27 protein-coding genes and 2 tRNA genes are annotated in these 26,554 nt (G+C 66.9%); 28 read left to right on the top strand and 1 reads right to left on the bottom strand.

Annotated elements, in window-relative coordinates:
• From GPA22_RS13970 to ilvA, 28 genes are all read left to right on the top strand, one after another.
• On the top strand, positions 1-688 hold a 688-nt coding region (locus GPA22_RS13970), incomplete at its 5' end, for an energy transducer TonB (RefSeq protein WP_169256677.1).
• Positions 689-772: 84 nt separating this feature from the next.
• Positions 773-2,065, top strand: coding sequence for a Tol-Pal system beta propeller repeat protein TolB (gene tolB, locus GPA22_RS13965; protein WP_169256676.1), 1,293 nt, complete (start codon positions 773-775; stop codon positions 2,063-2,065).
• A gap of 50 nt (positions 2,066-2,115) precedes the next feature.
• On the top strand, positions 2,116-2,649 hold the full coding sequence (gene pal / locus GPA22_RS13960; RefSeq protein ID WP_169256675.1) for a peptidoglycan-associated lipoprotein Pal: 534 nt from the start codon (positions 2,116-2,118) through the stop codon (positions 2,647-2,649).
• Positions 2,649-3,383, top strand: a complete 735-nt coding sequence (ybgF, locus tag GPA22_RS13955) for a tol-pal system protein YbgF (protein WP_169256674.1) — start codon at positions 2,649-2,651, stop codon at positions 3,381-3,383. Before pal ends, ybgF begins: the two co-directional genes overlap by 1 nt.
• 7 nt (positions 3,384-3,390) lie before the next feature.
• Positions 3,391-4,053: a 7-carboxy-7-deazaguanine synthase QueE gene (queE, locus tag GPA22_RS13950; protein ID WP_169256673.1), complete on the top strand. Its 663-nt coding sequence runs from the start codon at positions 3,391-3,393 to the stop codon at positions 4,051-4,053.
• A 49-nt stretch (positions 4,054-4,102) separates the two neighbouring features.
• Positions 4,103-4,786 carry a 7-cyano-7-deazaguanine synthase QueC gene (queC, locus tag GPA22_RS13945; RefSeq protein ID WP_169256672.1) on the top strand — a complete coding sequence of 228 codons (684 nt, stop codon included), beginning with the start codon at positions 4,103-4,105 and terminating at the stop codon, positions 4,784-4,786.
• A 180-nt stretch (positions 4,787-4,966) separates the two neighbouring features.
• On the top strand, positions 4,967-6,766 hold the full coding sequence (locus tag GPA22_RS13940) for a sensor histidine kinase (protein WP_169256671.1): 1,800 nt from the start codon (positions 4,967-4,969) through the stop codon (positions 6,764-6,766).
• Between the two features lie 19 nt (positions 6,767-6,785).
• Complete coding sequence (locus GPA22_RS13935; protein WP_169256670.1) at positions 6,786-7,772, top strand: response regulator; 987 nt, start codon at positions 6,786-6,788, stop codon at positions 7,770-7,772.
• 69 nt (positions 7,773-7,841) lie between these two features.
• Positions 7,842-7,917: transfer RNA gene (locus tag GPA22_RS13930), tRNA-Lys, on the top strand.
• Positions 7,918-7,946: 29 nt separating this feature from the next.
• Positions 7,947-8,022, top strand: a tRNA-Lys gene (locus tag GPA22_RS13925).
• Between the two features lie 143 nt (positions 8,023-8,165).
• Complete coding sequence (locus GPA22_RS13920; protein ID WP_169256669.1) at positions 8,166-9,839, top strand: putative bifunctional diguanylate cyclase/phosphodiesterase; 1,674 nt, start codon at positions 8,166-8,168, stop codon at positions 9,837-9,839.
• A 194-nt stretch (positions 9,840-10,033) separates the two neighbouring features.
• Positions 10,034-11,674, top strand: a complete 1,641-nt coding sequence (locus GPA22_RS13915; RefSeq protein WP_169256668.1) for an AMP-binding protein — start codon at positions 10,034-10,036, stop codon at positions 11,672-11,674.
• A gap of 295 nt (positions 11,675-11,969) precedes the next feature.
• On the top strand, positions 11,970-12,725 hold the full coding sequence (locus tag GPA22_RS13910) for an ABC transporter ATP-binding protein (RefSeq protein WP_169256667.1): 756 nt from the start codon (positions 11,970-11,972) through the stop codon (positions 12,723-12,725).
• On the top strand, positions 12,718-13,446 hold the full coding sequence (locus GPA22_RS13905) for an ABC transporter ATP-binding protein (RefSeq protein WP_169256666.1): 729 nt from the start codon (positions 12,718-12,720) through the stop codon (positions 13,444-13,446). Before GPA22_RS13910 ends, GPA22_RS13905 begins: the two co-directional genes overlap by 8 nt.
• A gap of 29 nt (positions 13,447-13,475) precedes the next feature.
• A complete protein-coding gene (locus GPA22_RS13900; RefSeq protein ID WP_169256665.1) occupies positions 13,476-14,693 on the top strand; it encodes an ABC transporter substrate-binding protein in 1,218 nt (405 codons plus the stop codon).
• 86 nt (positions 14,694-14,779) lie between these two features.
• Positions 14,780-15,664, top strand: a complete 885-nt coding sequence (locus GPA22_RS13895) for a branched-chain amino acid ABC transporter permease (RefSeq protein WP_169256664.1) — start codon at positions 14,780-14,782, stop codon at positions 15,662-15,664.
• 64 nt (positions 15,665-15,728) lie between these two features.
• Positions 15,729-16,658 (top strand): branched-chain amino acid ABC transporter permease, encoded by a 930-nt coding sequence (locus GPA22_RS13890; protein WP_169256663.1) that lies wholly within the window; start codon positions 15,729-15,731, stop codon positions 16,656-16,658.
• Between the two features lie 107 nt (positions 16,659-16,765).
• On the top strand, positions 16,766-17,725 hold the full coding sequence (thiL, locus tag GPA22_RS13885) for a thiamine-phosphate kinase (RefSeq protein WP_169256662.1): 960 nt from the start codon (positions 16,766-16,768) through the stop codon (positions 17,723-17,725).
• Positions 17,726-17,746: 21 nt separating this feature from the next.
• Complete coding sequence (locus GPA22_RS13880) at positions 17,747-18,226, top strand: phosphatidylglycerophosphatase A family protein (RefSeq protein WP_169256661.1); 480 nt, start codon at positions 17,747-17,749, stop codon at positions 18,224-18,226.
• A gap of 5 nt (positions 18,227-18,231) precedes the next feature.
• Positions 18,232-18,711 (top strand): CinA family protein, encoded by a 480-nt coding sequence (locus GPA22_RS13875; protein ID WP_169256660.1) that lies wholly within the window; start codon positions 18,232-18,234, stop codon positions 18,709-18,711.
• Positions 18,712-18,796: 85 nt separating this feature from the next.
• On the top strand, positions 18,797-19,831 hold the full coding sequence (gene recA / locus GPA22_RS13870; RefSeq protein ID WP_169256659.1) for a recombinase RecA: 1,035 nt from the start codon (positions 18,797-18,799) through the stop codon (positions 19,829-19,831).
• Between the two features lie 14 nt (positions 19,832-19,845).
• Positions 19,846-20,295, top strand: a complete 450-nt coding sequence (gene recX, locus GPA22_RS13865; RefSeq protein WP_169256658.1) for a recombination regulator RecX — start codon at positions 19,846-19,848, stop codon at positions 20,293-20,295.
• Positions 20,282-21,004: an LPS export ABC transporter ATP-binding protein gene (gene lptB / locus GPA22_RS13860; RefSeq protein ID WP_121430401.1), complete on the top strand. Its 723-nt coding sequence runs from the start codon at positions 20,282-20,284 to the stop codon at positions 21,002-21,004. The genes recX and lptB overlap by 14 nt, the downstream gene beginning before the upstream one ends.
• A gap of 21 nt (positions 21,005-21,025) precedes the next feature.
• Entirely contained in the window at positions 21,026-22,471 is a 1,446-nt protein-coding gene (locus tag GPA22_RS13855; RefSeq protein ID WP_169256657.1) for an RNA polymerase factor sigma-54, read from the top strand.
• Positions 22,472-22,488: 17 nt separating this feature from the next.
• Positions 22,489-22,815 carry a ribosome hibernation-promoting factor, HPF/YfiA family gene (gene hpf, locus GPA22_RS13850; RefSeq protein WP_169256656.1) on the top strand — a complete coding sequence of 109 codons (327 nt, stop codon included), beginning with the start codon at positions 22,489-22,491 and terminating at the stop codon, positions 22,813-22,815.
• A gap of 136 nt (positions 22,816-22,951) precedes the next feature.
• On the top strand, positions 22,952-23,437 hold the full coding sequence (gene ptsN, locus GPA22_RS13845; protein WP_169256655.1) for a PTS IIA-like nitrogen regulatory protein PtsN: 486 nt from the start codon (positions 22,952-22,954) through the stop codon (positions 23,435-23,437).
• Positions 23,406-24,347, top strand: a complete 942-nt coding sequence (hprK, locus tag GPA22_RS13840; RefSeq protein ID WP_169256654.1) for an HPr(Ser) kinase/phosphatase — start codon at positions 23,406-23,408, stop codon at positions 24,345-24,347. Before ptsN ends, hprK begins: the two co-directional genes overlap by 32 nt.
• Positions 24,348-24,435: 88 nt before the next feature.
• Positions 24,436-25,956 (top strand): threonine ammonia-lyase, biosynthetic, encoded by a 1,521-nt coding sequence (ilvA, locus tag GPA22_RS13835; protein WP_169256653.1) that lies wholly within the window; start codon positions 24,436-24,438, stop codon positions 25,954-25,956.
• Here ilvA and GPA22_RS13830 read toward each other — a convergent pair.
• Positions 25,935-26,552 (bottom strand): 5-formyltetrahydrofolate cyclo-ligase, encoded by a 618-nt coding sequence (locus GPA22_RS13830; RefSeq protein ID WP_169256652.1) that lies wholly within the window; start codon positions 26,550-26,552, stop codon positions 25,935-25,937. The two genes, ilvA and GPA22_RS13830, sit on opposite strands and share 22 nt — an antisense overlap.
• Positions 26,553-26,554: the final 2 nt, after the last annotated feature.

Raw genomic sequence — 26,554 nt, 5'->3', positions numbered from 1 at the left:
GCCACCACCCGCAGTGGTACCCAAGCCCGAACCGAAGCCGGAGCCCAAACCCGAGCCGCCGAAGCCGCAGCCCAAGCCGGAACCGAAACCCGAGCCCAAGCCGCCCGAGGTGAAACACGAGCCCAAACCGGACATCGCGACCAAGGCCCCCGAGGTCAAGAAGCCGCCGAAGCCTGAGCCCAAGCCGGAACCCAAGCCCGAGCCGAAGAAGCCCGAGCCGAAGAAGCCCGAACCGAAACCGGAGCCGAAGAAGCCGGAAGCGAAGCCCGAGCCCAAGCCGGTCGCGCCACCCAAGGACGATTACTTTACGCAGAGGCTCGCCCAGGAAACGGCCCAGACGCGCGACCGCGCCAACATCGAACGCATGATGCGCGAGGATGCCGCGCGCACGTCGGCCGCACGCAGCAAGGCCGTCGGCGACGCCTACCAGAACGCCATCCGCACCAAGGTGCGCGGCAACCTGCTGCGCCCGCCCGGCCTCAGCGGCAACCCGGAGGCGGTGTTCGAGGTCGATCAGCTCCCGAGCGGCGAAGTGCTCGCGATCCGGCTCAAGCGCTCCTCGGGCGTCGCCTCGCTCGACGACGCCATCGAGCGCGCAATCCGCCGCTCGAGCCCGCTGCCGCTGCCCAAGGACCCGGAAATGTTCGAACGCACCCTCGAACTGCACTTCAAGCCACTGGAAGAATGAAGAAACCCAATCGAATCAGTTGAGATCTTTACGCATCGCGTTCGACTCCATTCGTTATAATTCGCGTTTAGGCAAGCCCCAGCCATGAAAAAACTTCTTTCTGCATACCGCCTGCTGCTCGCGGCCACGCTGGCCCTGGTCAGTGCTGTCGCACAGGCACAGCTGTCGATCGAGATCACCGGTGCCGGCGCCAGCCGCTTCCCGGTCGCGATCCCGGTGTTCGAGAACGAAGGCAGCCTGCCGCGCGGCGTCACCGACGTCGTGCGCGCCGACCTGGAGCGCAGCGGGCTCTTCAGCCTCATCGACATGGGCATCGCCGCCTTCCCCGTGACCACCATCCCGGACATGGGCTCCGTCCGCAGCCGCGGCGCCGACGCGGTGCTCACCGGCAGCATCTACCAGCAGGGCGACGGGCGCTTCGAAGTGCGCTTCCGCCTCTTCGACACCCAGAAGCAGACCGAACTGGGCGGCCTGTCGATGCGCATGGCGCCGGCACAGAACCGCGCCATCGGCCACAAGATCGCCGACTTCGTGTATGAGAAGCTCACCGGCCAGCCCGGCTACTTCTCGACCCGCATCGCCTACGTCGTCAAGAGCGGCCCGACCGCGGCGCCGCGCTACGAACTGCAGATCGCCGACGCGGACGGCATGAACGCCGCGACCGCCCTGGCATCGCGCGAACCGATCATCTCGCCCGCCTGGGCGCCCGATGGCCAGCGCCTCGCCTACGTGTCCTTCGAAGCCAAGAAGCCGGTCGTCTACGTGCATACGCTCGCGACCGGCCAGCGCCAGGTCGTCGCCAACTTCAAGGGCTCCAACTCCGCCCCCGCCTGGGCCCCGGACGGCCAGCGCCTCGCCGTCGTGCTCACGAAGGACGGCCAGTCGCAGCTGTACGTCCTCAACGCCGACGGCTCGGGCGTGCGCCGCCTCGCCAGTTCGCCCGGCATCGACACCGAACCCGCATGGTCGCCCGACGGCGAGTGGATCTATTTCACTTCCGACCGCGGCGGCAGTCCGCAGATCTACCGCGCGTCCGCGAGCGGCGGCGGCGCCCAGCGCGTCAGCTTCGAAGGCAGCTACAACGTGACGCCGCGCCCCTCGGCCGACGGCAAGAACCTCGCCTTCATCACGCGCAACAACGGACGCTTCCAGGTGGCGATCATGGACATCGCCACCAAGCAGACAACGATCCTCACCGACTCGGCACGTGACGAGTCGCCCAGCTTCGCGCCCAACGGCCGCATGATCCTCTACGCCACCGAAACCGGCGGACGGGGGGTGCTTGCGGCAGTTTCGTCCGATGGCCGGGTAAAGCAGCGCCTGTCGGTGCAGGCCGCCGATGTCCGCGAACCCTCCTGGGGTCCGCAGATCCGGTAACTTCCTCCCTCCCGCAAGCAACAACACTGTTCGTTAGATCAGGAACCCCCATGAAAAAACTGCTCGTCCCCGTCCTCCTTTCAACCCTTCTCGCCGCTTGCTCCAGCACCGGCACCTTCGACCAGCCCGCCGGCGGCGCGGCCGTCGATGAGCGCAGCAAGGGCGATGGCTCCGGCGTCGCCACCGTGACCGCCCCGAGCGCCTCGGGCTCCGGCATCGCCGCGCTGACCGATCCGAAGAACATCCTGTCCAAGCGCAGCGTGATGTTCGATTTCGACAGCTACGTCGTGAAGGACGAATTCCGTCCGCTGGTCGAAGCGCACGCCAAGTTCCTCGTCCAGAACCCGACGATGAAGATGCTCATCCAGGGTAACGCCGACGAGCGCGGCAGCCGCGAATACAACCTCGCCCTCGGCCAGAAGCGTGCCGACGCCGTGCGCAAGGCCCTGAGCCTGCTCGGCGCCAAGGAAGCGCAGATCGAATCCGTCAGCCTCGGCGAGGAAAAGCCGCGCTGCACGGAAGCGACGGAATCCTGCTACGCGCAGAACCGCCGCGGTGACATGCTCTACTCGGGCGAATTCTGATGAAGCGCCTCCTGCCGCTCGCAGTCCTCGCCTCGCTCTCGTACATCGCGCCGTCACACGCGCTGTTTGACGACGACGAGGCACGGCGCGCAATCATCAATCTGCGCACGGAGCTCACCCCCCGCGTCGAGCGGCTGGAGGAAAGCAGTCGCGGACAGCTCGAACTGTCGAACCAGAACGAGCTGCTCCGCACCGAAGTCTCGAAGCTCCACGGACAGCTCGAAGTCCTGCTGCACGAGATCGAATCGCTGAAGCAGCGCCAGCGCGACTTCTACGTGGACCTCGACAGCCGCGTACGCAAGCTCGAGGCCACATCGGCTGCCGCCGCGCCCGAAGCGCAGGCCCCCGCAGCGGACCCCGCGGCCGAATCGCGCGACTATGAAGCCGCCCTGAACCTGCTGAAGGACGGCAAATACAAGGACGCACAGGCCGCCTTCGACCAGTTCATCAAGCGCTACCCGCGCAGCACCGTGCTGCCCGGAGCGCATTTCTGGGCCGGCAATGCCGCGCTGCAAGCGAAGGAAGTCGCGGTCGCCAACAACTACTTCAAGACGGTGCTGGCAAACTGGCCGAACGACCCGGTCGCGCCCGACGCCATGCTCGGCATCGCCAACAGCCAGCAGGCGCTCGGCGACGCCAAGTCGTCGCAGGACACACTGAAGAAGCTCGTCGAGCGCTTCCCCGAGAGCTCGGCCGGCAAGGCCGCGAAGCAGCGGCTCGCCCGCAAGCCTTGAAGTTCGCATGACCCAGCCTGACACCGCAGCCCTCAAGCTGCGGATTACCGAAATCTTCGCCTCGCTCCAGGGCGAATCGACGCGCGTCGGCCTGCCCACGGTCTTCGTGCGCCTGACCGGCTGCCCGCTGCGCTGCAGCTGGTGCGACACCGAGTACGCCTTCCAGGGCGGCGAGAGCCGCAGCCTCGCGGACGTGTGCGCCGCGGTCGCCGCCCTCGGGATCCGCCACGTCTGCGTCACGGGCGGAGAGCCGCTCGCGCAGAAATCCTGCCTCGCGCTGCTCGCCGCGCTGTGCGACGGCGGTTTCTCGGTGTCGCTCGAAACCAGCGGCGCGCTCGACATCGCGGGCGTCGACCCGCGCGTGTCGCGCATCATGGACCTCAAGGCCCCCGGTTCGGGCGAAGTCTCGCGCAACCGCTGGGAGAACCTTGCACACCTGACGGCCCACGACGAAATCAAGATCGTGCTCGCCGACGAGGCCGACTACGCCTGGGCCAAGGCGCAGATCGCGCTGCACGCGCTCGCCGACCGGTGCACGGTGCTGCTGTCGCCGGTGCAGGGGCGCCTCGACCCCACCACGCTCGCCGAGTGGATCGTCCGCGACCGCCTGCCGGTGCGCTTCCAGCTGCAGCTGCACAAGATTCTCTGGAACGACGCGCGCGGACGCTGAGCGTCCCGGGCCGCGCCTTCGCCCACCGTATCCTCCGGAACCCCACGCCATGAACCACCACCCCAAGCGCGCCGTCATCCTGCTGTCCGGCGGCCTGGACTCCGCCACCTGCCTCGCGATCGCGCGCGACATGGGCTTCGAAACCTACGCGCTGTCGGTGGCCTACGGCCAGCGCCATGCCGCCGAACTCGACGCCGCCCGGCGCGTCGCCGCCGCGCTCGGCGCGCGCGAACACCGCGTCGCCAGCGTCGAGCTCGGCCAGTTCGGGGGCTCCGCGCTGACCGACGAGAACATTCCCGTTCCCGTCGAAGGCGCCTCCGCCGGCATCCCCGTCACCTACGTCCCGGCGCGCAACACCGTGATGCTCTCGATCGCGCTGGCCTGGGCCGAGGTGCTCGGCGCGAACGACATCTTCGTCGGCGTCAATGCCGTCGATTACTCCGGCTACCCCGACTGCCGTCCGGAGTTCATCGCCGCCTTTGAAACCATGGCGAACCTCGCGACCAAGACCGGCGTCGAAGGTTCGCACCTCACGATCCACGCCCCGCTGATCGCGCTGTCGAAAGCCGACATCATCCGTCGCGGCAACGCCCTGGGCGTCGACTACAGCCAAACGGTCTCGTGCTACCAGGCCGACGACCACGGGCGCGCGTGCGGCGCATGCGATGCCTGCCGGCTGCGCCGGGCCGGCTTCGACGCGGCGGGCGTTCCCGATCCCACGCCTTACGCGTAAAGTTGGAAGGTCGCGCGGGCGCACGCGACTGATGACGTCCGGATTACTCCTACTCTCATCGGGATATCCAATTCGCAATAGACGCCCAGGCGGGGCCCCTTTGATCTAGGTCAGCCCTGCCGCGAGAAAGGTTTTGTAACATCGTCCGCTGTGACCTTGCGTCCTTGCGGGAGCCTTTCCATGCAGTTCCGACTCGTCCGGTATTTCACCCTCGCCAGCCTCGGCATGTTCGGCCTTGTCGCGCTGAGCCTGATCTATTTCGAACGGCAGCAAGGGGATTTCTTCCAGCGCACGGGTGACGAGCAGCGAACCTTCTTCAACGAAGTGCAGCAGTCCTTCGCGCAGCAGCAGGAACAGTCCGCCCGTCGCGACCTGCTGACGATTCACGAGGCCGGCAACGTCAACCTCACGCGCCTGTTCGCGAACGCACTGTGGGACAAGGATTTCGCCCCCTTCGTCGCCCAGGTCCAGATGATCGACGCGCGCGCCTGCCAGGAGATCGCCGACGTCGACGACGACAAGGGCAAGAAGGTCGCACCACCCGAGAAGAAGGCCTGCTTCACCGACCTCGGCAAGCGCATCATGGCCCTGCCCGACTTCAAGGCGATCGATGCCAAGGTGTTCGCGTCGATGAAGAAGAGCACGGTGTTCAAGATCAAGGTGTTCGACCTGCGCGGCGTCACGGTGTACTCGTCCGAGCACGCCCAGATCGGCGAGGACAAAAGCACCAACGCCGGCTGGCGCAGCGCCGCGTTCGACGGCGTGCCGAAAAGCGAGCTCACCCACCGCGGCAAGTTCAGCGCCTTCGAGGGCGTCGTCGAGAACCGCGACCTGATCAGCAGCTACCTGCCCGTCCTCGACCCGGGCAGCTCGCGCATCGTCGGCGTCTTCGAGGTGTATTCGGACGTGACGCCCTTCCTGAAGCAGATCCAGCAGACTTCCGAACAGATCCGCAGCACCGCCAGCGCCAACCAGACCAAGCTGGAGGCAGCGGCGGTCGAGAACCAGGCGGCCGTCGACGCCACCTCCTACCGGCAGTTCGCGACGATCGGCCTCCTCCTCGCGCTGCTCTTCGCGGCGCTGCTCGCGATCGTGCGCCGCGCCGAGAAGATCATCCAGCAACAGGAAGCCGACCGCGCCCACACCCACCAGCAGCTCGCCCAATCCGAGAAGATGGCCTCGCTCGGCCAGATGGTCGCCGGTGTCGCCCACCAGCTCAACACCCCGCTCGCGTTCTCGCAGAACAACATCCTGATGGTCAAGGATGCGCTGCAGAGCATGGAACTGCCGATGAAGGTCGCCGGCAAGCTGTCGTCCATCCTCGAGGACGTCGAGGGCGACAAGGTCACGCTCAAGGTCGCGCAACTCAAGGCCAATCTCGACAAGCTGCAGGACGGCAACGTCGACGTCTCGATGCTGCAGGAAATGCTCAAGGACGTCCTCGGCGGCATCGACCAGATGTCCGAACTCGTCGTGCACCTGCGCGACTTCACCCGCCTCGACCGCGCCGCGACGACCAACGCGGACCTCAACAAGTCCCTGCACACGGTCGCCTACATCGCGCAGACGGTGCTCCCCAAGAACATCGAACTCGTCGAGGAATACGGCGAACTGCCCAGCGTGGAGTGCAACCCCTCACAGCTCAACCAGGTCTTCCTCAACCTGATCAACAACGCGGCACAGGCCATCGACGGCCCCGGGCGCATCCGCATCCGCAGCCTTGCCGACGACGACAAGGTCCGCATCGAAATCCAGGACAACGGCAGCGGCATCCCCGAGCACGTCCTGCCGAATATCTTCGACCTCTATTACACGACCAAGCCCGCCGGCGAAGGCACCGGCCTGGGACTGGCCATTGCGCGCAACATCGTCACCGAACACGGTGGCGACATCAGCGTCAGCACCCGCGCGGGTGTCGGCACGACCTTCACGGTGACCCTGCCGATACGCCTGAGCGAGCCTCTGGCAAAGGCCGCCTGACGGGAGCCCGGAGAACGACATGAAAAGACTGGCCGGCAAGGTGCTCTGCGTCGATGACGAACCGGGCATCGTCCGCTCCCTGCAGTGGCTGCTGCAGAAGCAGTTCGAAGTGTTCACCGCAACGAGCGGCGCAGAAGCGCTCGAACTCGTGAAGCAGCACGACTTCGATGTCATCATCAGCGACCAGCGCATGCCCGGGATGACCGGCGTCGAAGTCCTGCGCGAAGTCCGGCAGCTGTCGCCGCGCACGATGCGCATCCTGCTCACCGGCTACTCGGACATGCAGGCCATCGTGCGTTCGGTGAATGAAAGCGAAGTGTTCCGCTTCATCAACAAGCCGTGGAACATCGCCGAACTTCCCAAGGTGGTCGCCCAGGCCATCACGATCGCCAAGACGCAGCCAACCGACGAAGACGCCACCGACGTCTCCGAGGAAGCGCCCCTCGTCGCCAACGGCGAACGCATCCTCGTCATCGACGACGATCCCGAGATGGGCCGTGCCGTATCGGAGCTCGTCGGCGCCAGCGCCCGCGTGTCCTACACACGCAACCTCGCCGACGCGGTGGGCATCCTCAACTCCGAGGCGGTGTCGGTGATCATCTCCGAGACGCGCGTCGGTTCGATCGATGCGACGCGCCTCGTACGCCTGATGAAGAGCAAGCACCCCGAGATCGTCACCGTCATGCTCACTGCCGAGAGCGACGCCGACACGATCACGACGCTGATCAACCAGGGCCAGATCTACCGCTTCGTCCCGAAACCCATCCGCACCGGCTACCTCAAGATCGTGCTCCAGTCCGCCCTGCGCAAGCACCAAGCGCTGGCGAACGACCCCGCGCTGACCTTCCGCCACACCGTCGAAGCGACGTCCGCCGGCACCATCGAAGCCTTCATGTCCGACGTGCAGAAAGTGGCGCCCCAAGCCGAAGCCGCCGTCGCAGACAAGGCCGGCGGCTTCATGGCATCCCTCGGAGCGGGGTTCCGCCGTCTGTTCGGCGTCGGATGACACAATTCATGCTGCAATTTGCTTGACGGGGCCCGAACCCTTGCATAAAATTCGGGTCCTTCTGCACGGGGGTCGTTAGCTCAGTTGGTAGAGCAGCGGACTTTTAATCCGTTGGTCGCTGGTTCGAATCCAGCACGGCCTACCACCGCAAGGTGGAAATTTCCGGCAGAACAAGGGGGTATAGCTCAGTTGGTAGAGCAGTTGACTCTTAATCAATTGGTCCTAGGTTCGAGTCCTAGTGCCCCCACCAGACACTGAAAGGCCAGCTTCCGCAGCTGGCCTTTTTGCTTTTCGCGGCCGGGCTCCCGCAGCTCGATGCCGGCACATGACCTTAAGCAAATCCCGCCCTCGTCGCATTCGGCATAATGTGCGGATGTGCACGAGAGGCGGATCATGACGGCCATCCAGGACACCGAACAACTTGCCCACATCGTCTTCCGGAACGCGGCGGAGGGCATCGCGATCACCGATCCTCAGGGACGCATCCTGGCGGTGAACGGCGCATTCACCGCACTGACCGGCTACACCGCGAGCGAGGCCGTGGGCTGCACGCCGGCGATACTGCAGTCGGGACGGCACGGGCGCGAGTTCTATGCGCGCATGTGGCTCGCGTTGCAGGACGAGGGGCGCTGGCAGGGCGAGATCTGGAACCGCCGCAAGAACGGCGAAGTCTATCCGGAGTGGCTGTCGATCAGCACCGTGCGGGACGAGGCCGGCGGGGTCCTGAACTACGTCGGCGTATTTACCGACATTTCCCACATCATGGCGGAGCAGGAGAAGCTGCGCGATCTCGCCTACCACGATCCGCTGACGCGGCTGCCGAACAGGATGCTGCTGCGCGACCGCTTCGAGCAGGCGGCGCGGCGCACCCTGCGTGACGCGCGCCAGCTTGCGGTGCTCATGATCGAGGCGACGCCGCAGGGCAAGGTGCCGAACGACGCCTTCCTGATCGGCGCGGCGCAGCGCCTCGCCGCGCACGTGCGCGAGACGGACACGATCGCACGCTACGGCGAGAACGAGTTCCTGGTCCTGATCGAAGGCATCGACGGCCCGCGCGACGCCAGCGTGACCGCCGACCAGCTGCTCGCGGCGCTCGAACAGCCGCTCGCGGTGGACGGACGCGACGTCTACGCGACCGCCAGCGTCGGCATCAGCCTGTACCCGCTGGACGGCTACACGCTCGACGACCTCGCGACCGCGGCCGACGCCGCGATGCTGCAGGCGCGCGCCCAGCAGCGCCACGGCTACCACTTCTACTCGGCAGAAATGACCGCCTTCGCCAACGAGCGCGCCGCCATCGAACGCCAGTTGCGCCGCGCCATCGCCAACAACGCGCTGGAACTGCACTTCCAGCCGCAGTTCGATGTTTCGGGCGGCGCGGTGGTCGGCGTCGAGGCGCTGGTGCGCTGGACCGACCCCGAGCTGGGGGTCGTCGATCCCGAACACTTCGTCCCGATCGCCGAGGACAACGGCCTCATCCATCCGCTCGGCGAATGGGTGATGCGCAAGGCCTTCGCCCAGCAGGCGGCCTGGCAGGCGGCAGGCATTGCGCCGCCGGTGCTCTCGATCAACATTTCGGCGCGCCAGCTGGCACGCATCGATTTCGTCGACAGCATTGCCGCCCTCGTTGCCGAAGCAGGCATTTCGCCCCGCACCCTGGAGTTCGAGTTCCGCGAATCGGTGCTGTCGGATGTCGCGTACGTCGTCCCGGCCCTCGAGGCGCTGGACCGCATGGGCATCCGGCTGTCGATCGACGGCTTCGGCACCGGCTTCTCGCCGCTCGGAAACCTCAAGACGCTGCCGATCTCGAAGCTCAACATCGACCGCAGCTTCGTGAGCGGCATCGGCAGCGACCAGGGCAATGACACGATCGTGCGCACGGTGCTCGGCGTCGCCCATACGCTGGGCCTGCGCGTGATCGCGGAAGGGGTGGAGACGGAAGCCCAGGCGAAGTTCCTGCGCGAGCAGGGCTGCGACGAATTCCAGGGGCATCTGTTCGGCGAGGCCGTGAGCGGCGACGAGTTCGCGCGCAACTTTGCACGCAACTTCGCGCCCCCTCGCGACTGAGCGTGTTCCGGCTCGGCCCGAGCAGCGCCCGGTTCGGGGCGGAAGCGTTTGGCGGGTCCGGCGGATTTGGGTACATTTGCGCCCATCTGCTACAGGACAGCGACAGGACACGGGGCGGCCGGCAACCGGCGGCCCCTTCGGACCGGCGCCGGTGACGGCGTCATCGATCAACTATTCCAACAAAGAGGAAAATCGTGTCGAACAGTCCATATGACCAAGGCCTGGGCAAGAACGCGGCGAACTACGTGCCGCTCTCGCCCCTGAGCTTTCTCGAGCGCTCGGCCTACGTGTATCCGCAGCGTACGTCGGTGGTGCACGGCGCCCGCTCGTTCACCTGGGCGCAGACCTACGAGCGCTGCCGCCGGCTCGCGAGCGCGCTGGTGCAGAAAGGCATCGGCCGCGGCGACACCGTCGCGGTGATGCTGCCCAACGTGCCGGCGATGTACGAGGCACATTTCGGCGTGCCGATGACCGGCGCGGTCCTGAACACGCTGAACACGCGCCTCGACCCGGATGCGATCGCCTTCATGCTGACGCATGGCGAAGCGAAGGTGCTGATCACCGACCCCGAGTTCGCGGCCATCGTCCGTCCCGCGCTCGAACGGCTCGAGGGGCCGAAGCCGCTGGTCATCGATGCGCTGGATGCCGAATACCCCGGCACCGAGCGCTGCGGCGAGATCGAGTACGAGGACTTCATCGCCGGCGGCGATCCGAATTATGAGTGGCAGCTGCCGCGGGACGAGTGGGACGCGATCGCGCTGAACTACACGTCGGGCACGACCGGCAACCCGAAGGGGGTCGTGTACCACCACCGCGGCGCCTACCTCAACGCGGCGTCGAACATCATCAGCTGGGGCATGCCGCAGCATTCGGTGTACCTGTGGACGCTGCCGATGTTCCACTGCAACGGCTGGTGCTTCCCGTGGACGATGGCCGCCAATGCGGGCGTAAACGTCTGTCTGCGCAAGGTCGACGTCGCGCTGATCTGCGAGCTGATCCGCAAGCACACGGTGACCCACTTCTGCGGCGCGCCGATCGTGCACGGCATGCTGATCAACGCCCCCGAAGGCATGCGCGCGGGCATCGAGCACAAGGTGTCGGCCCTGGTCGCCGGCGCTGCGCCCCCGGCCGCGATCATCGAGGGCATGGAGCGCATCGGCTTCGACATCACCCACGTGTATGGCCTGACCGAGACCTACGGCCCCGCCTCGGTGTGCGCGAAGCACCCCGAGTGGAACGATCTGCCGATCGACCGCCGCGCCGAGCGCAACGGCCGCCAGGGCGTGAGCTACCACATGCAGCAGGCGATCACGGTGCTCAATCCGGAAACGATGGAACCCGTGCCGGCCGACGGCGAGACGATGGGCGAGCTGATGTTCCGCGGCAACCTCGTGATGAAGGGCTACCTGAAGAACGAAAAGGCGAGCGAGGAAGCCTTCGCCGGCGGCTGGTTCCACACCGGCGACCTGGGCGTGATGCAGCCGGATGGCTACGTCAAGATCAAGGACCGCTCCAAGGACGTGATCATCTCGGGCGGCGAGAACATCTCGTCGCTGGAGGTCGAGGACGTGCTGTACCGTCACCCGGCCGTGATGACCGCGGCCGTGGTCGCGAAGCCCGACCCGAAGTGGGGCGAGGTGCCGGCGGCCTATATCGAGGTCAAGGAGGGCGTTGCGGTGACGGCCGACGACATCATCGCGCACTGCCGCGAGCACCTCGCACGCTACAAGGTGCCGAAGTACATCGAGTTCTGCGTGCTGCCCAAGACCTCGACCGGCAAGATCCAGAAATTCGTGCTGCGCGAGCAGGCGAAGTCGACGTCCGCGATCGAGTAATCCACGACGACCGGATCGCATCCGGGGAAGCCGCCGTTGCGCCAGCGACGGCGGCTTTTTTCTTGCCCCGTCCGCCCGCAGATCGAGCAGCCATGCGGGTTCACCCCTAGTCCGCATGCATTGACGCTCCGATGCATGGGTGTTAGCTTTGACCCGAGCGCGATCAAGAATACATATTGATGCAGCACGGATATTAATCGCCGCTTGCCGCCCAGCCCGCGGCACGTGTTTCAGCCGGCAACCCCGGCCGCAGTTTCAGCTTCGACCTTCAGAGAGGCAGGACCTGACAGACGCGATGAGCACGGACTACATCCTTCAAACCCGTGACCTGACCAAGGAGTTCAAGGGGTTCGTTGCGGTCGACAAGGTCAATCTGCAGGTGCAGCGCGGGACGATCCATGCTCTGATCGGCCCCAACGGCGCGGGCAAGACGACCGTCTTCAACCTGCTGACCAAGTTCCTCACCCCGACGCGCGGCACGATCCACTTCAACGGCGTCGACATCACGCCCGAAAAATCCGCACAGATCGCGCGCCGCGGCGTCGTGCGCTCCTTCCAGATCTCGGCGGTGTTCCCGCACCTGTCGGTGCTCGAGAACGTGCGCGTCGCGCTGCAGCGCAAGCTCGGCACGAGCTTCCACTTCTGGCGCTCGGCCAGCAGCCTCGACGTGCTCAACGGGCGGGCGATGGAACTGCTGGAATCGGTCGACCTGCAGTCCTTCGCCGACACCGTGACGGTGGAACTGCCCTACGGGCGCAAGCGCGCGCTGGAGATCGCGACGACGCTCGCACTGGAGCCGGAGCTGATGCTGCTCGACGAGCCCACGCAGGGCATGGGGCACGAGGACGTCGGACGCGTCTCCGACCTCATCAAGCGCGTCGCGGCGAACCGCACGGTGCTGATGGTCGAGCACAACCTCGGTGTCGTCTCGCACCTTTGCGACACGATCACCGTGCTGCAGCGCGGCGCCGTGCTCGCGGAGGGGCCGTACGAGGTGGTGTCGGCCGATCCGCGCGTGCTGGAGGCCTACATGGGTACCGCACATGGCTAACGCGAGCGCATTCCGTCCCGATTCCGAGATGCTGCGGGTGAACGACCTGCACGCCTTCTATGGCGAGTCGCACATCCTGCACGGCATCGATTTCCAGGTGAACCGCGGCGAGCTGGTGACGCTGCTGGGGCGCAACGGCGCCGGCCGCACGACCACGCTGAAGGCCATCCTGGGCCTGGTCGGCAGGCGCAGCGGCTCGATCATGATCAACGGCCGCCAGGTCATCGACCTGCCGACGCACCGCATCGCGCACCTGGGCATCGGCTACTGCCCCGAGGAGCGCGGCATCTACGCGAGCCTGTCGACCGAGGAGAACCTGCTGCTGCCGCCCGCCGTGAATAGCGCCGGGATGTCGCTCGACGAGATCTACGGGATGTTCCCCAACCTCGAGGAGCGCCGCAACAGCCCCGGCAGCCGGCTGTCGGGCGGCGAGCAGCAGATGCTCGCGATGGCGCGCATCCTGCGCACCGGTGCGCGCCTGCTGCTGCTCGACGAGATCACCGAGGGGCTCGCGCCGGTGATCGTGCAGGCACTCGGCCGCGTCATCGCCCAGCTCAAGGAGAAGGGCCTGACGATCATCCTGGTCGAGCAGAATTTCCGCTTTGCGGCGCCGCTCGCGGACCGCCACTACATCATCGAACACGGGCGCATCGTCGAGATGGTGCGCAAGGACGAACTCGACTCGAAGATGCCCCTGCTGCAGAAACTGCTGGGCGTTTGAACCGACGGCACATAAGAGGAGGAGAGAGGATGAAGCGCAAGATTCTGGGTTCGGCGGTCGCAGCGGCGGTCGCCATGGCGCCGGCGCTGTCGCCCGCGGCGACGAACGTCAGTGACGCCATCGTGAAGCTGGGCGTGCTTACCGACATGTCGGGCACCTATTCGGACCTGTCGGGCCCCGGCGCCGTCGAGGCGACCAAGATGGCGGTCGAGGACTTCATCGCGAAGGAGAAGCCCGACTTCAAGATCGAGGTGATCTCCGCCGACCACCAGAACAAGGCCGACATCTCGGCGAACAAGGCGCGCGAGTGGATCGACACCGCGAAGGTCGACGCGATCGTCGACCTCGTGACGACCTCGACCGCGCTCGCGGTGATGAAGGTCGCCAACGAAAAGAACCGCGTCTCGCTCGTGAACGGCGCCGGCTCGACGCCGATCACCAACGAGCAGTGCAACGACACCACCGTGCACTGGGCCTACGACACCTACGCGCTGCCGGTTGGCACCGCGCGCGCGGTGGTCAAGCAGGGCGGCAAGAGCTGGTATTTCATCACCGCCGACTACGCCTTCGGCCACTCGCTCGAGAAGAACACCTCGGACGTCGTGACGAAAAGCGGCGGCAAGGTGCTCGGCAGCGTGCGCCATCCCTTCCCGGGCAGCGACTTCTCGTCCTTCCTGCTGAGCGCGCAGGCCTCGGGCGCGCAGGTGATCGGCCTCGCGAACGCGGGGGCGGACACGATCAACTCGATCAAGCAGGCCAAGGAGTTCGGCATCACGCCCAAGCAGTCGCTCGCGGGCCTGCTGATGTTCATCTCGGACGTGCATAGCCTCGGCCTCGATGCCACCCAGGGCATGTATCTGACGACCGGCTTCTACTGGGACCGCAACGACGAGACGCGCGCCTGGTCGAAGCGCTACTTCGAGCGCATGAAGCGCATGCCGACGATGGTGCAGGCGGGCGACTATTCTGCCGTCTATCACTACCTGAAGGCGATCAAGGCCGCCGGCACCGACGAGGCCAAGGCGGTGATGGCGAAGATGCGCGAGATGCCGGTGAACGACTTCTTCGCGAAGAACGGCAAGGTGCGCGTCGACGGCCGCATGGTGCATGACATGTACCTCGCGCAGGTGAAGAAGCCGTCCGAGTCGAAGTATCCGTGGGACTACTACCACATCCGCGAGGTGATCCCCGGCGACGAGGCCTATATCCCGCTGTCCGAGAGCAAGTGCCCGCTGGTCAAGAAGTAGGCACGCCAGCCCGGCCATGACCGCGGGATCGTGAGCGCCACGCGCGCACGATCCCGCGGGCGGCACCGATACCCGAGCACGAGACCATGGACATTTTCGGCATCCCGATCCAGGCCCTGATGGGGCAGTTGCTGATCGGGCTCATCAACGGCTCGTTCTACGCGATCCTCAGCCTCGGGCTGGCGATCATCTTCGGCCTGCTCAACATCATCAACTTCGCGCACGGCGCGCTGTACATGATGGGGGCCTTCGGCGCGTGGATCGGCCTGACCTGGCTCGGACTCAACTACTGGGTCGCGCTGGTCGCCGTCCCCGTCGTCGTCGGCGCGGTCGGGATGCTGATCGAGCGCACGATGCTCAAGCACCTGTACAAGCTCGACCACCTGTACGGGCTGCTGCTCACCTTCGGCCTCGCGCTGATCATCGAGGGGCTGTTCCGCTACCGCTTCGGCATCTCCGGCGAGAGCTACCCCGTCCCCGAACTGCTGTCAGGCGGCTTCAACCTCGGCTTCATGTTCCTGCCCAAGTACCGCGCCTGGGTCGTCGCGGTGTCGCTGGTCGTGTGCTTCGGCAGCTGGTTCGTCATCGAGCGCACCAAGCTCGGCTCCTACCTGCGCGCGGGCACCGAGAACGCGCAGCTGCTGCAGGCCTTCGGCATCAACGTGCCGCTGATGATCACGCTCACCTACGGCTTCGGCGTCGCGCTCGCGGCCTTCGCCGGCGTGCTCGCGGCGCCGGTGTTCCAGGTGAACCCGGTGATGGGCTCCAACCTCATCATCGTCGTGTTCGCGGTGGTCGTCATCGGTGGCATGGGCTCGATCATGGGCTCCATCGTCACCGGCCTCGGACTGGGTCTGGTCGAAGGGCTGACGCGCGTGTTCTACCCGGAGGCCTCCGCGGTCGTGATCTTCGTCATCATGGGCATCGTGCTGCTGCTGCGGCCGGCCGGACTCTTCGGACGGGAGCGCTGACCGTCATGCATCCCGCCTACCCGACCATTCCGGCGCACGGCGCCGCCGCTCCGGGAATCGCTCCATGAAAGGCAAACACATCGGCTGGATCGTGCTGCTCCTGCTCGGGCTGATCGCGCCCTTCGTCGTCTATCCCGTGCTGGTGATGAAGATCCTGTGCTTCGCGCTGTTCGCCTGCGCCTTCAACCTGCTGCTCGGCTACACCGGCCTGCTGTCCTTCGGCCACGCCGCCTTCCTCGGCTCGGCCGGTTACCTCTGCGCCTACACCGTGCAGGGCCTCGGAATGCCCCCTGAACTGGGCCTCCTCGCCGGCACGGCCGGCGCCGCGGTGCTGGGCTTCATCTTCGGCAGCCTCGCGATCCGTCGGGCCGGCATCTACTTCGCGATGATCACGCTCGCGCTCGCGCAGCTCGTGTATTTCCTCGCGCTGCAGTTTCCCTTCACCGGCGGCGAGGACGGCATGCAGGGCATTCCGCGCGGCCATCTGCTCGGCTTCCTCGACCTCTCCGACACGATGAACATGTATTTCTTCGTGCTCGCGGTGTTCCTGTTCGGCTTCTGGGTCATCGACCGCGCGATCGACTCGCCCTTCGGCCAGGTCCTGAAGGCGATCCGCGAGAACGAGCCGCGCGCGATCTCGCTCGGCTACGACGTCGACCGCTACAAGCTGCTCGCCTTCGTGCTCTCGGCCGCACTTGCCGGCCTCGCCGGCGCGACCAAGACCCTGGTGTTCCAGCTCGCGTCGCTCACCGACGTGCACTGGCACATGTCCGGCGAAGTCGTGCTGATGACGCTGCTGGGCGGCGTCGGCACGGTCTTCGGCCCCATCGTCGGCGCAACCGTCCTCGTCAGCCTGCAGAACTACGGTGCGGAACTGGGCCAGTGGGTCACCGTGCTGACCGGTGCGATCTTCGTCGTGTGCGTGCTCGCCTTCCGCCGCGGCATCGTCGGCGAAGTCGCGCTGCTGCTCAAACGCTCCGGCATCCGGCCCTAGGCCGGCGCCGCAGGTGGCCGGCAAGGACATCCGTCACATGCACGATTGGTCGCACCGGACCGGCCTGCGGTAAGCTTGCGCGCGATCCACCGCGCCGCATACCGCCCATGCCCTCCGAGTTCGACCTGATTCGTCGCCACTTCACCCGCCCCGCGCGCCACACCGATCTCGCGGTGGGCGACGACGCGGCACTGCTCGCGCCGCGCCCCGGCATGCAGCTCGCGGTGTCGACCGACATGCTGGTCGCCGGCACGCATTTCTTTGCCGACACCGACCCCGAAGCACTCGGCTGGAAAACGCTCGCGGTGAACGTCTCCGATCTCGCCGCGATGGGCGCCGAACCGCGCTGGGCCGTGCTGGCGCTGGCGCTGCCGGCCGCCGACGAAACCTGGATCGACGCCTTCGCGCGCGGCTTCTTCGCCTGCGCCGACGCCTTCGGCGTCGACCTCGCCGGCGGCGACACCACGCGCGGGCCGCTCAACCTGTGCGTCACGATCTTCGGCGAAGTCCCGGCCGGCGGCGCGATCACGCGCAGCGGCGCGCGCGCAGGCGACGACCTGTGGATCACCGGCACGCCCGGGCAGGCCGCGCTCGGACTCGCGCACCTGCGCAATAAAGTCGCGCTCGGCCCGGATGCCGCGCGCACCTGTCTCGCCGCGCTGCACCGCCCGCAGCCGCGCGTCGCCTTCGGACAGGCCCTGCGCGGCGTCGCCGGCGCCATGCTCGACGTGTCCGACGGCCTGCTCGGCGACCTCGGCCACATCCTCGAATGCTCCGGCTGCGGCGCGCGCGTCGACGTCGCCGCCCTGCCGCTCGCCGCGCTGCATGCGCTGGGCGCCGACGATGCGCTGGCGCGCCGCTGCCTGCTGTCCGGCGGCGACGACTACGAGCTCCTGTTCACCGCGCCCCCGGCACGGCGCGACCGCCTCGCCGCGCTCGCGCAGGAACATGGCCTGCCGCTTTGCCGCATCGGCCGCATCTCCGCCAATGCGGGCGAGCTGCTGCTGCGCGAAGCGGACGGGCGCGAACACCCCACGGCCCACAGCGGCTACGACCATTTCGCCTGATCTTCGCCTCGAAGGCCATCCATGCGCCCCACCTTCCGCCTGCTCCTGAGCCACCCGGCCCACTTCATCGCGCTGGGGTTCGGCTCCGGCCTCGCCCCGCGCGCGCCGGGCACCTTCGGCACGCTCGCGGCCTGGCTGCTCTTCCCGCTGCTGCGCACGCCGATTTCCGACTTCGTCTTCCTCGCGCTGCTCACGAGCTTCTTTGTCGCCGGCATCCTCGCCGCGGACCGCACCGGCCGCGCCCTCGGCGTTCCCGACCACGGCGCCATCGTGTGGGACGAGATCGTCGCCTTCTGGCTCGTGCTGTTCTTCGCGCCGCCGGGCTTCACCTGGCAGGCCATCGCCTTCGTGCTGTTCCGCTTCTTCGACATCGTCAAGCCGCAGCCCATCCGCTGGGCCGACAGCCGCGTCGGCGGCGGCTTCGGCGTGATGCTGGACGACCTCATCGCCGCCGGTTACGCGATCCTCGCCCTCGCGATACTCAAACGTTTTCTCGGATGACCTCCATGCCCGATGACGAACTCGAAGCGCTGTCGCGCCGGGTCGGCGACTGGCTCGCCGCACGCGGCGCCACCCTCGCCTGCGCGGAATCCTGCACCGGCGGCTGGGTCGCCCAGACCGTGACCGCCACCGCCGGCAGCTCCGGCTGGTTCGACTGCGGCTTCGTGACCTATTCCAACGAGGCCAAGCAGGATCTCCTCGGCGTCGCCGCCGCGACCCTCGCCCGCAACGGCGCCGTCAGCGAGGAGACCGTGCGCGAGATGGTCACCGGCGCCCTCGCGCGCAGCCGCGCCCGCTTCGCGCTCGCCGTCTCGGGCGTCGCGGGCCCGGGCGGCGGCACGGTGGCCAAGCCGGTCGGCATGGTGTGTTTCGCCTGGGGGGAACGCGACGGAAAGCTGCGCAGCGACACCGTCCATTTCGCCGGTGATCGCACCTCGATCCGGCGCCAGGCGGTGATCCGCGCGCTCGCCGGATTGATGACATAATCATTTTCCGGCCGTTACACGGACGAGCTGCAACACTCCAGCAATCTCTGTGCCATAATTCCCCAACGTTTTGAAAGGACAGGACATGGACGACAACAAGGCCAAGGCCCTCGCCGCCGCGCTCTCGCAGATCGAGAAGCAGTTCGGCAAGGGTTCGATCATGCGCATGGGCGACGGCAACGTCGAAAAGGACATCCAGACGGTGTCGACCGGCTCGCTCGGGCTCGACATCGCGCTGGGCCTCGGCGGACTGCCACGCGGCCGCGTCGTCGAGATCTACGGCCCGGAATCATCCGGCAAGACCACGCTCACGCTGCAGGTCATCGCCGAGATGCAGAAGATCGGCGGCACCGCGGCCTTCATCGACGCCGAACACGCGCTCGATGTCGGCTACGCCGAGAAACTCGGCGTGAACATCCAGGACCTCCTGATCTCGCAGCCCGACACCGGCGAGCAGGCGCTCGAGATCGCCGACATGCTGGTGCGCTCGGGCGGCGTGGACATCGTCGTCGTCGACTCGGTCGCGGCGCTCACCCCGAAAGCTGAAATCGAAGGCGAGATGGGCGACCAGCTGCCCGGCCTGCAGGCCCGCCTGATGAGCCAGGCGCTGCGCAAGCTGACCGCGAACATCAAGCGCACCAACACGCTGGTGATCTTCATCAACCAGATCCGCATGAAGATCGGCGTGATGTTCGGCAACCCCGAGACCACCACCGGCGGCAACGCGCTCAAGTTCTACGCCTCCGTGCGCCTCGACATCCGCCGCACCGGCGCGATCAAGAAGGGCGACGAGGTCGTCGGTTCCGAGACGCGCTGCAAGGTCGTCAAGAACAAGGTCTCGCCCCCGTTCAAGGAAGCGCACTTCGACATCCTCTACGGCGAAGGCATCTCGCGCGAAGGCGAGATCATCGACCTCGGCGTACAGCACAAGATCGTCGACAAGTCGGGCGCCTGGTACGCCTACAACGGCGACAAGATCGGCCAGGGCAAGGACAATTCGCGCGAATTCCTGCGGGCGAACCCCGCGCTTGCGCGCGAGATCGAGAACAAGGTGCGCGTCGCCGTCGGCCTCAAGGAATTGCCGGCCGAACCCGCGCAACCGGCCGTCGAAGCCGCCTGACGCCGGCCTCGCCCATGGCGGAGACCGGCCTGCGGGAACGCGCGTTGCGGCACCTCGCGCGGCGGGACCACTCGCGCGCGGAACTCGCCCGCAAGCTCGCCCCGCACGGCTCGGCCGAAGAGATCGGCGACGTGCTCGACCGCATCAGCGAACTCGGACTGCTCAGCGACGACCGCTTCGCCGAAGCGTGGGTGCGCGGCAAGGCCGCACGCTTCGGCACGTCGTGCCTGCGTAGCGAGCTCGCGCGGCGCGGCGTGGCGCGCGACACAATCGAAGCGGCCATCGCCACGGAAGCGGGCGAGGACGACGCCGAGCGCGCCCGGGCCGTGTGGCGCGGCAAGTTCGGCGTTCCACCGGCCGATGCGCGCGAATGGGCGCGGCAGGCGCGCTTCCTGCAAAGCCGCGGCTTCGGCACCGACGTGATCCGCAAGATATTGAAAGAGAATCCCGATGAATCTGCTTAAGGTCGCCGGACTGCAGAAGCGCTACAAGGCACGCACCGTCGTGCACGACGTCGGCTTCGAGGTCGGCAGCGGCGAAGTCGTCGGCCTGCTCGGGCCCAACGGCGCCGGCAAGACGACCTGTTTCTACATGATCGTCGGGCTGGTGCGCGCCGACGGCGGCGACATCCGCCTGGACGATGCCGAGCTCACGCATCTGCCCGTGCATTCGCGCGCGCGCCTCGGCCTCTCGTACCTGCCGCAGGAAATGAGCGTCTTCCGCAAGCTCACCGTCGCCGAGAACATCCGCGCCGTGCTGGAGCTGCAGGGTCTCGGCCGCGACCGCATCGACGAGCGCCTCGAAGAGCTGCTCGACGAGCTCGGCATCGCCCACCTGCGCGACAACACCGCCGTCTCGCTGTCCGGCGGCGAGCGCCGCCGCTGCGAGATCGCCCGCGCGCTGGCGACCGACCCGCGCCTGATCCTGCTCGACGAACCCTTCGCGGGGGTCGACCCGATCGCGGTGCTCGACATCCAGAAGATCATCCGCTTCCTGCGCGACCGCGGCATCGGCGTGCTGATCACCGACCACAACGTGCGCGAGACGCTGGGCATCTGCAACCGCGCCTACATCATCAGCGAAGGGCGCGTGCTCGCCAGCGGGCGCCCGGACGACATCGTCGCCAACGAACAGGTTCGCCGCGTCTATCTCGGCGAGCATTTCCGTCTCTGAGCCACCAGCCGAAGCAGCGCCATGAAACCGTCCCTCCAGCTCAAGATCTCCCAGCACCTCACGCTGACGCCGCAGCTGCAGCAATCGATCAAGCTGCTGCAGCTGTCCACGCTGGAGCTGAACCAGGAGCTGGAACGCTTCCTCCTCGAAAACCCCATGCTCGAACGCGAGGACGGCGACGGCAGCGACTTTGCGCCCGGCGCGGCGCCGGCTTCGAGCAGCACCACCGATTCCGGCAGCCAGGCGGAAGCCCCTGCCGCCGGCGAGGAGCCGCAGGGCGAGAGCGAACCGGCCAATTTCGACGAGGCCGGCGAATGGTCGAGCGCGAGCAGCGGCTCGTCGAACCGCGACGATGACGACGACACCGACTTCCAGGAGCTGCAGGCCGCCGGCACCAGCCTGCGCGACCACCTCGACCAGCAGGTGAGCCTCTCGCCGCTGTCCGATCGCGACCGCGCGCTCGTGCGCTTCCTCATCGAGGCCCTCGACGAGGACGGCTACCTCAACCAGTCGCTCGAGGAACTGCTGCCGCTGCTGCCGCCGGAACTCGAATACGACCTCGACGACCTGGCCATCGCACTGCGCCACGTGCAGCACCTCGACCCGGCCGGCATCGGCGCGCGCAATCCGCAGGAATGCCTGAGCCTGCAGCTCAGGGCGATGTCCCGGGGGGCGACGCGCGACCTCGCGCTCAGGATCGTCGACGAATACCTCGACCTGCTCGCCGAGCGCAACTTCGTGCGCATCAAGCGCGCCACCGGCTGCGACGACGACGCGCTGCGCGCCGCGCACGCGCTGATCTGCAGCCTCGACCCCCACCCGGGTTCGCAGCACTCGGTGCAGGAGACGCGCTACATCCTGCCGGACGTCATCGTGCGCAAGCTGCGCGGCCGCTGGACGGTTTCGCTCAACCCCGAGGCGATGCCCAAGCTGCGCATCAATTCGCTCTATGCGAGCATCCTGCAGCAGAACCGCGGATCGGGCGGCGCACTCACCAGCCAGCTGCAGGAAGCGCGCTGGCTGATCAAGAACGTACAGCAGCGTTTCGACACGATCCTGCGGGTTTCGCAGGCCATCGTTGACCAGCAGCGACAGTTCTTCGATTATGGCGATGTGGCGATGCGACCTTTGACGTTGAGGGAGATCGCGGACCAGCTCGAGCTGCACGAATCGACGGTCTCGCGAGTCACAACGCAGAAGTTCATGGCCACACCGCGTGGCGTATTCGAGTTGAAGTACTTTTTCGGCAGTCACGTTGCCACCGACACCGGTGGGGCGGCATCCTCCACGGCGATTCGCGCACTGATTCGCCAGCTGGTGGAGGCCGAAGACAGGAAAAAACCCCTGTCCGACGCGAAAATTGCCGAATTGCTCGGTCAACAGGGTATCGTGGTAGCGCGGCGGACGATTGCCAAGTATCGCGAATCCCTGAATATTCCGCCGGTCAGCCTGCGCAAGACGATCTGACAATACGAGGAAACATCATGAATCTCACCATCACCGGACATCACGTCGAAGTCACTCCCGCGATCCGCGAGTACGTGAACACCAAGCTTGACCGCGTCATCCGCCACTTCGACAACGTGACCAGCGTCAGCGTGATCCTGTCGGTGGAGAAACTGCGGCAGAAGGCCGAAGTGACCCTGCATGTGCGCGGCAAGGACATCTATGTCGAAAGCGATGATGCCGACATGTACGCCGCCATCGACAGCATGGCCGACAAGCTCGACCGCCAGGTCCTCAAGTACAAGGGCAAGAACCACGACCACGGCCACGACACGCTGAAGCATCAGCAACCGACCGAACTGTGATCGTTTAACTCGCACCGGGGGTCCGGGGTGTGTTTATAATTCGCGCGTTTTCAACCCGCGCCTGCCGCACACCCCGAGCCTCCTCCCGCACCATCCCGGCAGCGGCAAGGGCCCTGTCGCGCAGGTGGTGATCCGCATGAGCCTCATCGCCGAACTCCTGCCCTCCTCGAACGTGGTCATCGATCTGGACGCGAGCAGCAAGAAACGCGTCTTCGAACAAGCCGGACTCCTGTTCGAGAACAATCAGGGCATTGCCCGCAGCGTCGTCTTCGACAGCCTGTTCTCGCGCGAGCGCCTCGGCTCGACCGGATTGGGCCAGGGCATCGCCATTCCCCACGGCCGCATCAAGGGCCTGAAGGACGCCGCCGGAGCCTTCCTGCGCCTGTCGACCCCGGTGCAGTTCGACGCGCCCGACGGCCGCCCCGTGACCATGCTGTTCGTGCTGCTGGTGCCCGAACAGGCCAACGAAACCCACCTGCAGCTGCTGTCCGAGCTCGCGCAGATGTTCAGCGACCGCGATTTCCGCGACCAGCTGCAGAACGCGCCCGACTCCGCGACCATCCATTCGCTGTTCGCCTCCTGGGGCCCGCATGCGGCAGACCAGCGTCGCGCGGCTGTATGACCTGCACCGGGAACAGCTGGAGCTGACCCACGTCAGCGGCCGGCTCGACCGGGTCATTTCGGTCAACGAAGAACGCATCTGGCCGGCCGACCTCGTCGGCCACCTGAACCTCATCCACCCGACGCGCATCCAGATCCTGGGTGCCGCCGAACTCGCGTGGGCCAGCCGCCACTCGAGCGACAAGGTCGCCCACCACCTCACCGAGATCATCGGCGCACGCCCCCCGGCGATCATCGTCGCCGACGGCTGCGCGATTCCCGAGCTGCTGCGCGGCATCTGCGAGTACGCCGACGTCGCGCTGATCACGACGCCGCAGCCGTCGGCGAGCGTGATCGACCAGCTGCGCCTCTACATGTCGCGCGAACTGGCCGAAAAGGTGTCCCTGCACGGCGTGTTCATGGACGTGCTGGGCATCGGCGTGTTCATCACAGGCAGCTCTGGCGCCGGCAAGTCCGAGCTCGCGCTGGAGCTGATCTCGCGCGGCCACGGCCTCGTCGCCGACGACATCGTCGAGTTCTCGCGCATCGCCCCGACCGTGCTCGAAGGGCGCTGCCCGGACATGCTCAAGGACTTCATCGAGGTGCGCGGGCTGGGCATCCTCAACATCCGCACGATCTTCGGCGAGACCGCGTGCCGGCGCAAGATGCGCCTGCGCCTGATCGTGCATCTCGAACGCCGCCTGCCGGGCCAGTCCGACCCCTCGCGCCTGCCGGTGCACCGCGAGACGCAGGACATCCTCGGCGTGCAGGTGATCCGCACGACCCTGCCGGTCGCCGCCGGGCGCAACATCGCGGTGCTGCTCGAAGCCGCCGTGCGCTCGACCATCCTGCAGCTGCGCGGCATCGATTCGACACAGGAATTCATCGACCGCCAGCAACGCCTGCTCGACGCCGACGGCGAAACCCTCTGATCACCCTCCGCCCGCAGGGCTCTTGCCGCACTGCGGCATCGGCTGATACGCTCGTTGTCTTTGCGCCTCCCCGCACAGGCTTCCCTTCATGACCGCCGCAGCCCCCGATTACCTGGAAAAGATCCTCAATGCCCGCGTCTACGACGTGGCCGAGGAGACCCCGCTCGACCTCGCCACGAACCTCTCGGAACGCGTGCATAACCGCATCTACCTGAAGCGCGAGGACATGCAGCCGGTGTTCAGCTTCAAGCTGCGCGGCGCGTACAACAAGATGGCGCGCCTGTCGCCGCCGGCGCTGAAGCGCGGCGTGATCTGCGCGTCGGCCGGCAACCACGCCCAGGGGGTCGCACTGTCGGCGCAGAAGATGGGCGTGCGCGCGGTGATCGTGATGCCGACTTCGACGCCGCAGATCAAGATCGACGCGGTCAAGGCGCGCGGCGGCGAGGTGGTGCTCGCGGGCGACTCGTATTCCGATGCCTACGCCCATGCGGTCGAGCTCGAGAAGGCCGAAAAGCTGACCTTCGTCCATCCCTACGACGACCCGGACGTGATCGCCGGCCAGGGCACGATCGGCATGGAGATCCTGCGCGCGCACCCGGATCCCATCCACGCGGTGTTCTGCGCCGTCGGCGGCGGCGGCCTGATCGCCGGCGTCGCGGCCTACATCAAGCGCCTGCGCCCGGAAACGAAGATCGTCGGCGTCGAGACCGTGGACGCCGACGCGATGACGCGCTCGCTCGCCGAGGGCCGGCGTGTCGCGCTCGATCAGGTCGGGCTGTTCGCCGACGGCACCGCGGTGAAGCAGGTCGGCGAGGAGACCTTCCGCCTGTGCCAGCAGTACGTCGACGAGATGATCCTGGTCGACAACGACGCGATCTGCGCTGCGCTCAAGGACGTGTTCGAGGACACGCGCTCCATCCTCGAGCCCTCGGGCGCCCTCGCGGTGGCCGGCGCGAAGGAGTACGCCAAGCGCCACAACCTGCACGGCAAGAGCCTCGTCGCGGTCGCCTCCGGCGCGAACATGAACTTCGACCGCCTGCGCTTCGTCGCCGAGCGCGCCGAGGTCGGCGAGCAGCGCGAGGCCGTGTTCGCGGTGACGATCCCGGAACGCCCGGGCTCCTTCCGCAAGTTCTGCAGCCTGATCGGCAACCGCCACATCACCGAATTCAACTACCGCTACGCCGACGCGCAGCAGGCGCACATCTTCGTCGGCGTCGCGGTGCATAACCGCGCCGAGGCCACACGCATCATCGAGATGCTGGAGCGCCACGAACTGCCCGCGGTGGACCTGACCGACGACGAGATGGCGAAGAGCCACATCCGCTACATGGTCGGCGGGCGCGCGCCGCACGTGAACAACGAGCTGGTGTACCGCTTCGAATTCCCCGAGCGCCCGGGCGCGCTGATGAATTTCCTCACTAGCCTGCATTCGGACTGGAACATCAGCCTGTTCCACTACCGCAACCACGGCTCGGATTCCGGCCGCGTGCTGGTCGGCATGCAGGTGCCGCCCGAGGACAAGGGCGCCTTCCAGGACTTCCTCGACCGGCTCGGCTACGACTACGCGGACGAGTCGGCCAACCCCGCCTACCGCATGTTCCTCGGCTGAGCGGCGAAAGCGCCGGCCTCGGTGACGATCCAGTCCATCGGGCGGTCGTACGGCTGCGGCCGGACGTCGTCGACGCGGGCGAACTCGAAGCCCAGGCCCACCGCGACGGGATTCATCACCGCCAGCGTGCGGTCGAAGTATCCGCCGCCGTAGCCGACCCGGTAGCCGGCGGCATCGAAGGCATTGCACGGCACGAGGATGACATCGGGGACCACGGGATCGCCGTCGGCGGGATGCGGGATGCCGTGGCGGTCGAGCGGCATCTCCATCCCCGGTACCCAGCGGCGGAACACCATCGGCCCCGCCTGATGCGGCACGACGGGCAGCACGGCGACGCGCGACGCATCGGCCGCCAGCCAGTGTGCGACCCAGGCGCGCAGGTCGGGCTCGCCTCGGTAGGGCCAGCAGAAGCCCAACGTGGTCGGTGCGAGGCGCGCGACGAGTTCGGAGAGATGCACCTCGAAGTGGCGCATCAGCGCCGTGCGGTGCGTCGCCGTGAGCGCCTGGCGTGCGGCGATCGTGCGGGCACGCAGCGCGCGGCGCTGCTCGGCCGGGTCGATGTCGGAGGCGGATTCGGGTGCGTGGGCGTGATTCACTG

The organism is Aromatoleum toluvorans (assembly GCF_012910905.1).
GTDB classification, from domain to species: Bacteria; Pseudomonadota; Gammaproteobacteria; order Burkholderiales; family Rhodocyclaceae; genus Aromatoleum; species Aromatoleum toluvorans.
Note: the sequence above shows the minus strand (reverse complement) of the source record. Positions and strands in the feature narration are given on the sequence as shown.